Annotated in this window: 14 protein-coding genes; 5 read left to right on the top strand and 9 right to left on the bottom strand. The window is 40.5% G+C overall.

What is annotated here, in order from left to right; genetic code table 11:
• Positions 1-231 (bottom strand): twin-arginine translocation signal domain-containing protein (locus LLF28_07835; protein ID MCE5195338.1); only part of this gene is annotated, 231 nt, incomplete at its 3' end.
• A gap of 14 nt (positions 232-245) precedes the next feature.
• Positions 246-635: a NifB/NifX family molybdenum-iron cluster-binding protein gene (locus LLF28_07830; GenBank protein MCE5195337.1), complete on the bottom strand. Its 390-nt coding sequence runs from the start codon at positions 633-635 to the stop codon at positions 246-248.
• A gap of 234 nt (positions 636-869) precedes the next feature.
• Here LLF28_07830 and LLF28_07825 point away from each other — a divergent pair, with 234 nt between their 5' ends.
• From LLF28_07825 to LLF28_07815, 3 genes are all read left to right on the top strand, one after another.
• Complete coding sequence (locus LLF28_07825; GenBank protein MCE5195336.1) at positions 870-1,466, top strand: XTP/dITP diphosphatase; 597 nt, start codon at positions 870-872, stop codon at positions 1,464-1,466.
• Positions 1,467-1,597: 131 nt separating this feature from the next.
• Positions 1,598-2,239 (top strand): adenylate kinase, encoded by a 642-nt coding sequence (locus LLF28_07820; protein MCE5195335.1) that lies wholly within the window; start codon positions 1,598-1,600, stop codon positions 2,237-2,239.
• A gap of 117 nt (positions 2,240-2,356) precedes the next feature.
• On the top strand, positions 2,357-4,414 hold the full coding sequence (locus tag LLF28_07815) for a sodium-translocating pyrophosphatase (protein MCE5195334.1): 2,058 nt from the start codon (positions 2,357-2,359) through the stop codon (positions 4,412-4,414).
• 118 nt (positions 4,415-4,532) lie between these two features.
• On the opposite strand, the gene LLF28_07810 is transcribed toward LLF28_07815, so the two are convergent.
• On the bottom strand, positions 4,533-4,712 hold the full coding sequence (locus tag LLF28_07810; GenBank protein MCE5195333.1) for a hypothetical protein: 180 nt from the start codon (positions 4,710-4,712) through the stop codon (positions 4,533-4,535).
• Positions 4,713-4,755: 43 nt separating this feature from the next.
• Positions 4,756-5,697 carry a deoxyhypusine synthase family protein gene (locus tag LLF28_07805; GenBank protein ID MCE5195332.1) on the bottom strand — a complete coding sequence of 314 codons (942 nt, stop codon included), beginning with the start codon at positions 5,695-5,697 and terminating at the stop codon, positions 4,756-4,758.
• A 113-nt stretch (positions 5,698-5,810) separates the two neighbouring features.
• Between LLF28_07805 and rpsT the strand changes: the two genes are divergently transcribed.
• Positions 5,811-6,092 carry a 30S ribosomal protein S20 gene (gene rpsT, locus LLF28_07800; protein ID MCE5195331.1) on the top strand — a complete coding sequence of 94 codons (282 nt, stop codon included), beginning with the start codon at positions 5,811-5,813 and terminating at the stop codon, positions 6,090-6,092.
• Here the strand turns inward: rpsT and holA are convergent.
• Genes holA through LLF28_07775 form a run of 5 tightly spaced genes read right to left on the bottom strand, consistent with a single transcriptional unit; the run spans position 6,089 to position 12,590 of the window.
• The gene (gene holA, locus LLF28_07795) at positions 6,089-6,961 is read right to left on the bottom strand and encodes a DNA polymerase III subunit delta (GenBank protein ID MCE5195330.1); all 873 of its coding nucleotides are present in this window, start codon (positions 6,959-6,961) and stop codon (positions 6,089-6,091) included. The genes rpsT and holA overlap by 4 nt on opposite strands.
• A gap of 14 nt (positions 6,962-6,975) precedes the next feature.
• Positions 6,976-7,500 (bottom strand): LPS assembly lipoprotein LptE, encoded by a 525-nt coding sequence (gene lptE / locus LLF28_07790; protein ID MCE5195329.1) that lies wholly within the window; start codon positions 7,498-7,500, stop codon positions 6,976-6,978.
• Position 7,501: 1 nt separating this feature from the next.
• Positions 7,502-10,045 (bottom strand): leucine--tRNA ligase, encoded by a 2,544-nt coding sequence (gene leuS / locus LLF28_07785; protein ID MCE5195328.1) that lies wholly within the window; start codon positions 10,043-10,045, stop codon positions 7,502-7,504.
• Between the two features lie 47 nt (positions 10,046-10,092).
• A complete protein-coding gene (aspS, locus tag LLF28_07780) occupies positions 10,093-11,877 on the bottom strand; it encodes an aspartate--tRNA ligase (GenBank protein ID MCE5195327.1) in 1,785 nt (594 codons plus the stop codon).
• Complete coding sequence (locus tag LLF28_07775; GenBank protein ID MCE5195326.1) at positions 11,874-12,590, bottom strand: rRNA pseudouridine synthase; 717 nt, start codon at positions 12,588-12,590, stop codon at positions 11,874-11,876. The genes aspS and LLF28_07775 overlap by 4 nt, the downstream gene beginning before the upstream one ends.
• 319 nt (positions 12,591-12,909) lie before the next feature.
• Here LLF28_07775 and LLF28_07770 point away from each other — a divergent pair, with 319 nt between their 5' ends.
• The gene (locus LLF28_07770; GenBank protein MCE5195325.1) at positions 12,910-14,637 is read left to right on the top strand and encodes an ATP-dependent DNA ligase; all 1,728 of its coding nucleotides are present in this window, start codon (positions 12,910-12,912) and stop codon (positions 14,635-14,637) included.
• The last annotated feature ends 10 nt before the right edge of the window (positions 14,638-14,647 follow it).

Below are 14,647 nucleotides of genomic sequence, written 5' to 3'. Positions count from 1 at the left end.
ATTGACGCAGACTCCGCAGCTTATGCATTTAGCCCTGAATTCAGGCTCTGGAAGTGCGCCCGGAGGTCTTATTAGCCCGCCTGTCTCTATGTTTTGAAGCGGCGCTTCATGTCCTTCTTTGGTGAGGGATGCTTGTGAAGTGGATGTTAAAATCGGAAGTGAATTGCAGGCAATAAGAGCCCCTCCTCCAATCGCCGCTTTCTTTAGAAACTCTCGTCTGTTAATGCTCATGGTTGCCTCGGTTTTTAAATATGCGAGCAGCCGCCTTTGTCTCCATGATTGTGGCCGCTGCATGTATTTATAATTAAGAATTCAGAAAGATTTTTATTTGCCATAAGGTCAATATTTTCTTTTACTGTTTCAGCCTGAGCCCTATAAACCTTTAATCCTGATGCATTCAGTTTGTTAAGCGCTCCTGCTCCAATGCCTCCGGCCACTATTGCATCAAGGGCAATGTCTTGAAGCGAAGCCAGCGGATTGCATGCTCCATGCGAGTGAACTTTATTTTTGTTGTTAATATCGGTTACGCTTCCCGATTCTGTGTCATAAATAATGTAAAAAGCGGCAGACCCAAAATGCGCTGACAATTTGCTTTTTATTCCTTCATTTTGCTCTGTTGGAAAACATATCTTCATAAGATAACCTCCGTTTGTTTATGTGCATATGCACATTATAAATACATGATGATGCTGGTGTCAAGAAAATAAAAATATTTACGGCTATGTTTCGTATCTAATTGTTCTTGGCATATGATGTACTGTATGATAATAATGGTTTTTAAGCATATTAATAAAAATAGAATAAACGGAAGATCGCAGCTTGTCATGCCTCATATATAATTTTGACAGTTTTTTAAGGAGTATTTTCATATGGATATAGTTCTTGCAACCAGAAACAGGAAAAAACTTGAAGAGATTTTAAGAATAATAAGTGATAAAAACATCTCGTTTCACACGCTGAATGATTTTTCTGACTTCCCCGAGGTAATAGAAGACGGCAAAACATTCGAAGAGAATGCGATAAAAAAGGCTGTTCAAACAGCGCATTTTACAAACAAGCCCGTTGTTGCCGATGATTCAGGATTAGAGGTCTTTGCTTTGAGCAGAGCGCCGGGAATTTTTTCTGCGAGATATGCAGGGACGGGATCTAATGACAAGGAAAATGTTGATAAGCTTCTTCAAGAAATGAGAAATTTCAAAGGTGAAAAAAGAAAAGCTAGATTCGTCTGTTCAGCGGCTTTTGCTTTTCCTGATGGAAGCTTTAAGACATTTGAAGGTTTTGTTAATGGAATAATAATTGAGAAACCCAGAGGCAGGAACGGTTTTGGTTATGATCCCGTGTTTGTGCCTGAAGGTTTTGACAGGACATTTGCCGAGATGACTGCTTCCGAAAAAGATTACATCAGCCACAGAAAAATGGCTATAGATAAATTACGCGAATATTTAGAGAGCATATTATCCTTATAATTAAAACCTTATCTTTTAATAAATAAATTTTATGTTTGAATGAGAAATATGAATTTGACTTAAAATTGCTTCAAAGTCTATATTTATTGCTGATTTTTGTTTGCTTAAATTTTTTAAAAACGGAGGCATTAATGAGACTGGTATTATTAGGCGCACCCGGAGCAGGCAAGGGTACTCAGGCAAAGATGTTGATAGACAAGTACAGAATTCCCCAGATATCGACAGGAGACATATTGAGAAAGGCTGTGGCGGACGGCACGCCTCTTGGAATAAAGGCAAAATCTTTTATGGACAGCGGAGGACTTGTGCCTGATGAGGTTGTTATCGGTCTGATAAGAGAGAGATTACAGCAGCCTGACTGCAAAAAGGGTTTTATACTGGACGGATTCCCTAGAACCACTGTCCAGGCGGAAAAACTTGACGCTATATTAAAAGAACTCAATATGCCGCTTGATTTTGCATTGAGCATTGATGTTCCAAAAGACGATCTTATGAAAAGACTTACAGGAAGAAGGACATGCAAATCCTGCCAGCAGATGTATAACATATATTTTTCTCCGTCTAAAAAAGAAAACATATGCGACAAATGCGGAGGAAAGCTTTTTCAGAGAGATGATGATAAAGAAGAGACAATAAAAACAAGACTTGATGTTTATGAGGAAAAGACAGCTCCTCTTATAGATTACTACAATAAGAAAAGAATTTTAAAATCCATAAGCGGAGTTGGGACAATAGAACAGATATTCAAAAATGTCTGCTCAGCGCTTGAATAAAAACCGCCTTAATTTTTATGCGGTAAAGGTTGAATTCTAAAAAAGACTTAATATATAATCGCTATTGCTTCAAATTTCTGAGTCAAAAAATTATTAATTTTTTAGGGGAGGGGAAACATGAGCGGATTAATTCTTTTTGCTCTGCTTTGCGGCGCAGCCGGCGTTATATACGCTATTGCGACAGCATTATGGGTGCTTAAGCAGGATGCAGGCAGTGAACGCATGAAGCAGATATCAAACGCTGTAAAAGAAGGGGCATCAGCCTTTCTTACCCGCGAGTATAAGACAGTTGCCATAGTCGGCATAATCCTTGTTGCTGTGCTCTGGTACTTTCTTGGCAAGTGGACAGCAGCAGGATTTGCTATCGGCACTATCGGTTCTGCGCTCGCAGGATATCTCGGTATGATGGTTACTGTGAGGGCTAATGTCCGCACAGCACAGGCAGCAAGCAAGGGGCTTCAGTCAGCGCTCAGTCTTGCTTTCATGGGCGGTTCTGTTACTGGAATAGTTGTTGTCGGTCTCGGAATAATCGGGATAGCAGGTTATTATTACTTTGCAAAAACCTATGCTGGTGAAGAGGCATTCCATGCGCTTATAGGTCTTGGATTCGGGTGCTCGCTTATGAGCGTGTTTGCCCGTATTGCAGGAGGAATATATACAAAAGCAGCTGATGTTGGAGCAGACCTTGTTGGAAAAGTTGAAGCAGGAATTCCTGAAGACGATCCAAGAAACCCTGCGGTCATTGCAGACAATGTCGGCGATAATGTCGGCGACTGTGCTGGAATGGCAGCAGACCTTTACGAGACATACACAGTCACTGTTGTTGCAGCAATGCTGCTTGCAAAGACTGTTTTCGGACCTGAAAGCAGATGGATAGAGTTCCCGCTTCTGCTCGGCGGCATCTCGATAATAGCCTCGATAATCGGGACTTTCTTTGTAAAACTCGGCAAAAAACAGTATATTATGGGCGCTCTATATAAAGGCCTCGCAATTTCAGGCATGCTGGCAGCAGGAGCATTTTACTTTGTATCTGACAAATTCATCTCCAGCCTGACAGGAGCGGACGCAGGCGTATTTAGTTCATGCAGTGTATTTATGACAGCAGTTATCGGTCTTGTTCTCACAGGACTTATTGTAGTGATAACAGAATATTTTACGTCAAAGAGTTTTGCACCGGTCAAGCATATCGCATCTGCAAGCCAGACAGGCCATGCAACAAACATAATTGCAGGTCTTGCAGTCAGCATGAAGTCAACAGCAATGCCTGTTATTGTAATAGTCGCTGCCATACTCGGCGCATATTCTCTCGGCGGAGGTTTTCAGGGCAATGCAGGAGGCGGACTTTTCGCAATAGCACTGTCAGCAGTCTCGATGCTTTCAATGACAGGAATAATCGTTGCTATAGATTCATATGGTCCAATAACAGACAATGCAGGTGGAATTGCAGAGATGGCAGAGCTACCAAAAGAGGTTCGTGAGATAACAGACCCGTTGGATGCAGTAGGAAACACAACAAAAGCTGTTACAAAAGGATATGCAATAGGTTCAGCAGCTCTTGCAGCCCTTGTTTTGTTCGCAGAGTACTCAAGATCTTTCGGAGCAACCCTTGCATTTGATCTGTCGAACCCAAAAGTTCTCGCAGGATTATTTATCGGTGGACTTCTTCCATATTACTTTGGCTCGCTCTTAATGGAGGCTGTCGGCAAAGCAGCAGGAGGAGTTGTTGAGGAAGTGAGACGTCAGTTCCGCGAGATAAAGGGCATTATGCAAGGAACAGCAAAACCGGAATACGGAAAATGTGTTGACATCGTTACAAAGTCAGCAATAAAACAGATGATGCTTCCAGCGCTTATTCCTGTTGTTGCGCCGATAGCAGTTGGTTTTATCCTTGGAAGAGAGGCCTTGGGTGGAGTTCTTATAGGAAGCATAATCACAGGACTCTTTCAGGCAATTGCAATGACAAGCGGAGGCGGCGCATGGGACAATGCAAAGAAATATATTGAAGACGGAGCATTCGGCGGTAAGGGCTCAGGGGCTCACAAGGCAGCTGTAACAGGAGACACAGTCGGAGATCCTTATAAAGACACAGCAGGACCGGCGATCAACCCTATGATCAAGGTTATAAATATCGTTGCTCTTTTGATCGTGCCGATACTGCTTAAATTCGGTTTATAAAAAATATAGTTTAAAAGAGATTTTTTAAAGAGGAGTGTTTGGATTTATCCAAACACCCCTCTTATTTTTAGCCTTTACAGGTATGTCAATTTCTTTTTGTGTAGGGTAATCGACTATTCTATTCGAACATTATCTCGAACTTCGCCTTCGATGTGAAGCCCTGACTCTGCAGGTATGACACGAACTCCGAGAGGGAAATCCCCCTCTTTACGTTTTCCGCTTTGTAGTCTTTCCCTTTTATTCTGATAAAGCGTTGCGTCTGTTGATTTGCTTGTCTTTTCTTCTTGTCCAATGCCATGCGAACGTCCTCAAAAATCAAATAGCTTGATAGAACAATTTTATCATATATTCTCTATCACTGTTGCTGCCAAGAGTGGGAACATTATCTCGTGATGGCCTGTCAGCGCATAGCATGAGCCTTTGTTTATCGTGGGCCTTTTCAGCACATTCTGCCCAGGCCTGTAGTGCTGGATAAAATCCATATTAACTGTTGTGATGTTCTCAACTCTGTTTCCGAGATTTCGCGCGATTGTTAAAGCCTTTAAAAAAACTTCGGGCAGAATAACAGCAGAGCCGAGATTTATGTAAACTCCGCCTTCAAGGTCAGATACGACTGATGCAAGAAGTCTGAAGTCTCTGAGACTGCCTTCTCCGATTGCAGAGCCGTCAGCATTAGGATGCATGTGAACTATATCGGTTCCCACTGCAACATGAACGCTTGCAGGAATCCCAAGTCTGTACGCTGTGGCAAAGATGCTTTTGTCACTGAATCTGAATTTATTTTTGTATATCATCTCGCCTATAGATCTTCCTATGCCATATCCTTTTTTAACGCCGTCCATAATTGCCTTGTTGATGAATTCGCCTGTTTCTTTTGCCATGCCGAATCTTCCTGTTGCTAGTTCTGCTGCTACATCCTCTGATGTCTTTCCAGTATATGAGAGTTCAAAATCGTGGACAATGCAGGCTCCGTTTGTGGCAACAGCAGTAATTATATGTTTTTCCATCAGGTCTATGATTACAGACGATAGACCGACTTTTATCGGGTGAGCGCCCATCCCGAGGATTACGGGTTTTTTATTTTTTTTCGCTTTTATTATTGCGGTTACGATTGACCTTAGATCCTTTGCAGCCAGAATGTCAGGCATCTCGTCAATAAAGTTTTTAAATGATCTTCCTTTTTTGTGAGGTTTTGCCGTTGACGCCAGTTCAACCTTGCTCTTTCTTTTTGTGAGGGGATATGTCCTTATTTTTTTAAGAGAAACAGGTTCGTATTTTTTCATAGTGCTAAAATTTTAACACAAAAGGATTGATTTTATAACCAAAATTGTGGTATTACATATGTCTGGTTTTTAACAAAATTCTATTAACACAGTGAAGCACAAGGAGGTTTGAATTGCCGGCAAAAGCAGTTAAAAAGAAAAATCTTTCGACTCTCAAGAGAGTGAGACAGTCTGAAAAACAGAATCTTCGCAACACAGCAGTTCGTTCAAAGATAAAGACCATTTCAAAAAAAGTTGAAGAAGCTGCTGCAAAAAAGAACAAGGAACAGGCCGAGAAACTTTTAAGAGAGGCAACAAAGACAATACAGTCAGCTGTATCAAAAGGCATTGTTCATAAGAATACAGCGGCAAGAAAGATATCAAGGCTTGCTAAATTGGCTAAGGCTGTAGCTTAAAGCTGCAGCAGTCTTGCAAAAAGGTATTCCATCGGAAAACTGCCTCCGGAAGTTTTAATCTGGATATCAGCCGTGTTAAGCAGTTCCAATGCTTTGTAGTAATAATCCTTAGAGGTTTTGTCCTTTGCATAAGTGAACATTTTTTTGTACTGCCAGTTTATTGCGCCAAGGAGGCTGTAAGATTCGAACGACTCTGAAAGGGTTTTGTAGATTTTGAAAACTTTCTCGGAATTTTTTTCTTTCAAGGCTCCGGTTAAATCAAATACGCTGTAATCTCTGTTGCCTTCTACAATTTCTTTGATGTTCTCTATTGTAATTTCACTGCCCTCGCATAAAGAGAGTTTTTCAATTTCTGATGAAATAATTCCTATGTCAGGACCAAGTATTCCTATAAGATAATCAATTGCATTGTTTTTTATCGAGAGGCCCTTTTGCCCAATTTTTTCTTTAATCCACATAGGAAGTTCCTGCTCTCTTATATCAAGGCATATTGTCTTGATTCCCTTAAGTATTTCCTTGATGTCTGCCTTGATGCTCCCAGCGTACAGCATTATGAATGATGCATCTGGAGAAGGATTTTTTAGATAAGGCAGAAATTTTTTAAATTCTTTGCCTGGCAGTTTTTGAATGTTTTTAGCTATTACATACTTCCTTCCGCCGCAAAGAGACATGGTTTTCAGTGAATACATTATCTCTTCTGGCGTTGAGGTTCCTTCAGGAGAATCAAGGTCGAACAAGATAAAATTAAAATCCAGAGAATCTTCGGAAATCAATTTTCTTATCGCTGGAACAGATTCCCCAAGGAGATATGGATTCTCTGAGTAGAACATATAAATTGAAGAAGGAAGCCCTTTTTCAATTTCCTGCATAAAATTTTTACTGCTCATTTCTGGTATATAATGCCGGCGCGTATCTCTGAGGCAAGATTCTTGAGTGCAGTATCTGTTGCTGTTTCTTTTGATGCAACTATGCTTTGAATATTCCCTGCATTGTAAAAAGAGACGATGAAGGCTCCGCTATTCCTGAGTTCTTTTGTTTTGCCGTCAGGCGCTGTAAGAATAAATCTGCCTTTGACTATTACTTCGTATTCAACCGCATAGCCGTCTTTTTCCGATAACGGTCTTAAATGGAATTCATTTATAACTCCGCTTATGACATGACCTGCGCTTCTCGATATTACAAAACCGTTTTTCATAAGTTCGTCGGTCAATGCCTTGTAGAGCCTGTCTTCAAGTTTAGGTTCATAGGTCTTATTTTCGATCCTGCCTATTTTTACATATTCAAACGGCAGTGTATCTTTCCCCTGTATTGTATAGCCGCATCCTGCTATAAGAGGCAAGAAGCAGGCTGCAAGAAGCAGGAAGCAGAAACCATTTATGACTTTTAACTTATAACTTTTAGCTTTCATTTTATTCTCCAACTACTATATTAACAAGTTTGCCTTTTACAACAAAGACTTTTTTTATGGTCTTGCTGGCTGTAATCTCTTTAATCCTTGCATCACCAAGCGCTTTTCCCTTGACCTCGTCTTCTGAAAGATTTGCCGGGATATTAAGTTTTGACTTTACCTTGCCGTTAATCTGTACAACCAGTTCAATCTCATCTTCCTTTGCAATTTCATCGTCCCACGAAGGCCATTTTTTTTCTGAAATGCTTGGTTTATTGCCAATGGCTTCCCACATTTCTTCTGCAATGTGAGGCGAGAAAGGAGAAAGAAGCAAAAGCAGCATCTCGATGCTGAATTTAAATATCTTCCATTCTTCATCGGATTTAGGATGAGAAGATGTTATCTCGTTAACAAGCTCCATAAGCGCTGCTATAGCTGTATTAAAATGATATTCCTTCTCAATATCATTTGTAACTCTTTTTATTGTCTGATGAGTTTTTCTGAGCAGAGGCGAGATTGTTGTAATTTTTGAACTGATATCAGTTTTTTCCAGTCTTCCGCTGTTTTTGTATATCAGAGTCCAGACCCTGTTCAAAAACCTGTATGAACCATCAACTCCCTGATCAGCCCATTCAAGATCTCTTTCAGGCGGAGCTGCAAAAAGAGAAAAAAGTCTTGAAGTGTCTGCACCGTATTTTTTTATAAGATAGTCAGGGTCAATGACATTTTTTTTAGATTTCGACATCTTTTCGACTCTTCCGCGTTCAACAAGCCTGCCGCATTTAACGCACATCTCATCCTTTGCTTCTTCTGGGTAGAGCCATCCATGCTCAGGACATTTTAATGTGTCTTTGCATACCATCCCCTGCGTAAGAAGGTTTGTAAAAGGTTCATTAATATTCAGAATGCCAAGATCTCGAATAACCTTTGTAAAAAATCTCGAATAAAGCAGATGCAGGACTGCGTGCTCAACACCTCCGACATACTGGTCAACAGGCATCCAGTAACCTGTTTGGGATTTGAGATTTGAAATTTGAGATTTGAAATTAATATTGCCTTTGTCAAAGCAATACGCAATGAAATACCATGATGAATCAACGAATGTATCCATTGTGTCTGTTTCGCGCCTTGCCTTCTGGCTGCACTTAGGACAAGTAACATTCAAGAATTTTTCTGACTCTGCTAATGGAGATCCGCCTTTGCCTGTGAATTTTACATCTTCGGGCAGTATTACAGGCAGATCTTTTTCAGGTACAGGAACAGCTCCGCATTTATCGCAGTAAATTATCGGTATTGGAGTTCCCCAGTATCGCTGTCTCGATATTCCCCAGTCGCGAAGCTTGTAATTTATGACCCTTTTGCCCAGTTTTTTGGATTCTATTAATTTTGACATCTTTTCCCTTGCTGTTTCGCTCTCAAGCCCGCTGAAAGAGTCTGAATCAATAAGTACGCCGTCTTCTTCAAAGGCTTCTGTAAATTCTTTCTTTGTTTTGTTTTTCGAGTTCGGAGGCAGTATTACGGTTTTAATGGGCAGATTATATTTTTTAGCAAATTCAAAATCTCTCTGGTCATGCGCAGGAACAGACATGATCGCGCCTGTCCCGTATTCCATGAGAACAAAATTAGCAACATACACGGGGATTTTCTCATTGTTGACAGGATTGACCGCATGATGTTCTGTGAATAAACCTATCTTTTCATCAGCCTTTCCATACTGCTCTTTTATTTTTTTAAGAGCTTTCTTGTCAGCAACGAGTTTTTCAGCGAGTTCATGCGTGGGAGCAATACATAAGAACGTAGCTCCAAAGAGCGTGTCGGCTCTTGTTGTGAATATCTTTATTGCTTCATCAATCCCCTCAATCTTAAAAACTGCTTCGAGGCCTTCACTTTTTCCGATCCAGTTTTTTTGCATCAGAACTACTTTTTCAGGCCAGCCCTTCAACTCATCGCAAGCCTTAAGCAATTCCTCTGCATAATTCGTTATTCTTAAAAACCATTGTTCGAGTTCTCTTTGTATAACTGAGTTGTCGCATCTCCAGCATTTTCCGTCAATAACCTGTTCGTTTGCAAGAACAGTTGCGCATGATTCACACCAGTTGACGAATGAAGATTTTCGGTATGCCAGTCCCTTTTCATACATTTTTAAAAAGAACCATTGATTCCATTTATAGTATTCAGGGCTGCATGTTGCAACTTCTCTGTCCCAGTCATAGCTCAATCCCATGCGATTAAGTTGTTTTTTCATGTAAGCAATATTTTCATAAGTCCATTTTGCGGGATGAACGTTTTCTTTTATCGCAGCATTCTCAGCAGGCATTCCAAACGCATCCCATCCCATTGGATGAAGCACGTTAAAGCCTCGCATTTTTTTGTATCTTGCTATGACATCGCCGATTGCGTAGTTTCTAACGTGTCCCATATGTATTTTGCCTGAAGGGTAGGGGAACATTTCCAAACAGTAGAATTTCTTTTTTGATGAATCTTCTTTTGCCTTAAAAAGATTTTTCTCAGCCCAGTATTTCTGCCACTTGAGCTCTACATCCTGAGGATTATAGCGTTCTTCCAAATTTTTTCTCCTGAGTGCTATTTGTGATTTATATCCAATCTAAGAAATTAATCTTGTATAGGCGCGTCTGTTTTTATGTGAAGTTCTTTGAGCTGTTTCTGCTCAACGATAGAAGGAGCTCCTGACATAAGGCAGAACGCCTTCTGTGTTTTAGGAAATGCAATTACATCTCTTATCGAAGTTGAACCAACCATGAGCATTACAAGCCTGTCAAGTCCGAGTGCAATGCCTCCGTGCGGCGGCGCGCCGAATTGCAATGCATCGAGCAGAAATCCAAATTTAATCTTTGCTTCTTCTTCTGATATGTTTAGAATATCAAACATTCTTTTTTGTACATCCTGATTGTGAATTCTTATGCTTCCGCCGCCAATCTCATATCCATTCAATACAATATCGTATGCCTTTGCTTTTAATGATGAGAGAAGCTCTTTATCCTTAACATTTCCAGCAAGCATTTTTTCAATATCATTGTCCATAGGAGATGTGAATGGATGATGCATTGCCTGAAATCTTTTTTCTTCCTCATCCCATTCAAGCAGAGGGAAATCAATTATCCATGCAAATTTATACTCCTGTTTAATAAGTTTCAGTCTTTCTCCAAGCGCAAGTCGCATGCGTCCCAGAACATCATATGCAACCTTCGGCTTGTCGGCAACGAACATCATTAAGTCGCCGTCTTCAGCCTCGAGTCTCTGAGCAATTGACTTGAGAATGTCTTCTGGAAAAAATTTTGTTATCGGTGATTCAAACCCATTCTTAACTTTTATCCATGCAAGGCCTTTTGCTCCAAAAGACTGAGCTTCTGCTGTAAGGTCATCAACCTCTTTTCTCGAAAGTCCTGCCATTCCCTTGCCGTTGATTGCCTTTATGACTCCGCCTGATTTTATTGTGTCAAGAAATACCTTAAAAGAACTTTTTGAAGCAAGGTCAGTTACATCCTTTAGTTCGAGTCCAAATCTCAGGTCAGGCTTGTCGCTTCCGAATCTGTCCATTGCCTCTGTGTAGCTCAAACGCTGGAATGGGATTTGGATGTCAGTGTTTAGAACATCTTTGAATAGTTTTTTGATCATGCCTTCCATGAGTTTGAGAATATCTTCCCTGTCAATGAACGACATCTCAAGATCAACCTGTGTGAATTCAGGCTGTCTGTCTGCTCTTAAGTCTTCATCGCGAAAACATTTGACTATCTGAAAATATTTTTCTAACCCAGCAACCATTAATATCTGTTTGAATAACTGAGGAGACTGAGGCAGTGCATAGAAATGTCCGGGATTCAAGCGGCTTGGCACCAGATAATCCCTTGCTCCTTCAGGAGTCGATTTTGTAAGCATTGGTGTTTCTATTTCAAGAAAACCTTTTTCATCGAGATAGTCTCTCATGTTTTTCGAAATCTTATGGCGCATGATTAAATTTTTCTGCATATCAGGTCTTCTTAGATCAAGATATCTGTATTTTAGACGCAAAGCCTCACCTGCTTCTGCTGCCTCTTCCATGCTGTAAGGCAAAGGCGAAGCCTCATTCAGAACTTCAAGTTTTTCTACATACATCTCGACCATGCCGGTCGGGATGCCGGGATTTTCTGTTCCTTCAGGCCTTTTTCTTATTTCACCTGAGACAGAGATTACATATTCAGCCCTCAAATCATGGGCTGATTCATGCACTTCTTTGGCAACATCAGGGCTGAACACAATCTGACATATTCCACTTCTGTCTCTTAGGTCTATGAATATCAATCCGCCGTGGTCTCTTCTTCTAAATACCCAGCCTGAAAGATTTATGTTTGTACCAATCTGTTTTTCGGTTATCTCACCGCATACCTTGTCACGAATCATCTTGTTTCTCCCTTGACCTTTCTTACTTCCTCTGGTGTGAGATATCTGATAGCTCCAGGCTTCAAATCTCCTATATCAAGCCCGTTTATTCTGGTTCTCTTTAGTTTTATGACCTGATGTCCGACTTTTTCAAGCATTCGCCTTATCTGTCTCTTCTTTCCCTCGTATATTGTGATCTCAACCCATGAATTTTCCTGACCCTTTCTTAGTTTTTTAACCTTGGCAGGCAATGTCATCCCATCCATGAGCTTAACGCCTTTTTTTAATTTCTCTGCATTTTCATCTTCAAGCAGCCCTTTTATTTTAACATGATAGGTTTTTGGAATTTTCTTGGACGGATGAAGCACAGAGTGCGTGAAATCCCCGTCGTTTGTTAAAATAAGAAGCCCTTCTGAATCATAATCAAGCCTTCCAACAGGATATACCCTGTATTTTATCTTCCTTATAAAATCTCTGATCGTGGGTCTGTCCTCATCTTCTGCCATAGTTGTCAAAACTCCAACCGGTTTATACATCATCAGATAGATTTTCGGTTCTGGTCTTATGAGAAGTTTTCCATTAACTTTGATATGGTCTTTTGAAGGATTTGCTTTCATTCCAAGAATTGCTGTTTTGCCGTTGACAGTAACTCTGCCTTCGAGTATCATCTCTTCAGCAGCGCGTCTTGAGGCTATTCCCATCTTGGCAATTATTTTCTGAAGTCTTTCTTCCATAGTTAAGAATGATAACATAAAGCTGGTTATATGGACAGATATGACAGAGTAATTTATACAGCAAATCCTGAAAAAGGATTGTTAAAGACAAGGGATGTCTGACTCATAATCTTTATAATCGACAGATTATCAAAATGGCATGAGGTCTTTCTTTTAAGAAAAAGCGAATTTTATTTTCAGCTACGAGGTTTTTTTATATGGTGTCGTATAAGGATTTTTCCTAAGCCTTCCCTTGTCCTTGCAGAAATCACAAATATCTGTTTTCCCATGACATACATCGTATCTGACTGATATAATCTAAGGAAAATTTATGGGACATATGAAATTCTTAAAACTTGTTGAATATTTTGAACGCCTTGAGGCAACAACAAAACGTCTCGAGATGTTTGATATCCTTGCAGAGCTTTTCAAAGAAGCAAATTCTGATGATATAGACAAGATAATATATCTCAGTCAGGGTCAGTTTCTTCCCCCGTTTCATGGACTTGAGATCGGCATGTCAGAGAAACTCTTAATCCGTGCAATATCAGATGCTACAAGCACACCGACAAAAAAAGTAGAGGATTCATTCAAGCGCACAGGCGACCTTGGAGAAACAGCAGTTGAACTTGTGACAAGCAAAGGAGATAATCTGACTGTTAAAAAAGTTTACGAAGAACTTACTGATGTTGCACAAAAATCAGGAACTGGCAGTGTAGAAAAGAAGATCTCATTCCTTAGCAACCTTTTAAAAGGTGTTTCTGCAAAAGAGGCCAAATACATTGCAAGATTTGTAATAGGCAGATTAAGGCTTGGCATTGGAGATCCGACTGTTCTTGAAGCATTGGCGCTGGCACAGGGAGACAGAGGGCTCAGGCCTGATCTGGAAAGGGCATATAACCTGTGTTCTGATTTAGGTTTGGTTGCAAAGACACTACTTGAAAAAGGGATGCAGGGAGTAAAAAAATTTCATGTTATGGTTGGATATCCTATTAGAATGGCATTGTGCGAGAGGCTTCCTTCCTCAGAAGATATAATAGAAAAAATCGGCAAGGCTGCTGTCGAGGCAAAATATGACGGGTTCAGGGTGCAGATTCATAAAAATAAAAATAATATTGAGATGTTCTCTAGAAATCTCGAAAGAACTACGCACATGTTCCCTGAGATCAGAGAGGCGGTAAAAAAATTCATTCAGGCGGAAACAGCGATAATCGAAGGCGAGGCGCTTGCATACAATGAGGCAACCGGCGAGCTTCTTTCATTCCAGGTAACGATCCAGAGAAAGAGAAAACACGGAATAGAAGAGATTGCAAAAGAATTTCCGCTAAAATATTTTGCATTTGATCTTCTCTATGTTGACGGCGAGGATTACACGCCAAAATCATTTGAGGAAAGACGCACAAGACTTGAGAAGATAATAAAGAAAAATTCCGTGATGGAGCCTTCTGAATTGTTTATCACTGATAAGCCGGAGGAAATCACAAAATATTTTGATGAGGCTGTTGCAAGAGGGCTTGAGGGTGTTGTTGCAAAGAGGCTTGATGCTTCTTACGCTGCCGGCAGCAGGAATTTTAACTGGATAAAACTCAAGCGCAGTTACAGAGGCGAACTTGCTGATTCGATCGACGTATGTATAGTAGGTTATTTCAGAGGCAAGGGCGCAAGAGCAGAATTCGGAGTCGGCGCTCTGCTTGGCGCAGTTTATGATCCAAAAACTGACACCTTTAGAACAGTGAGCAAGATAGGCTCAGGTTTCACAGAGGATGAATTAAGCCAGCTCAAAAAAATGATGGATAAAATTTCTCTCAAACATAAGCACCCAAGGGTTGATTCAGTGATGGAGGCAGATGTCTGGGTCGAACCCAGATATGTTGTTACAGTAAATGCTGATGAGATAACGCGCTCACCGTCTCACACAGCAGGCAGAGATAAGAATGGGGTTGGTTATGCTCTCAGGTTTCCAAGAACAGTCGGTTTTTTGAGGGATGACAAAAAACCAGAAGACGCTAATAGTGTAAAAGAAATAATCGAGCTTTACGATATTCAAAAAAAAGTGAAAATAGGCTAAATATATTTTT

The organism is Nitrospiraceae bacterium (assembly GCA_021373015.1).
In the GTDB taxonomy this organism is placed as follows: Bacteria; Nitrospirota; Thermodesulfovibrionia; order Thermodesulfovibrionales; family UBA1546; genus JAJFTJ01.
The sequence above is the reverse complement of the archived record's forward strand: the minus strand, read 5'-3'. Positions and strand labels throughout refer to the sequence as shown.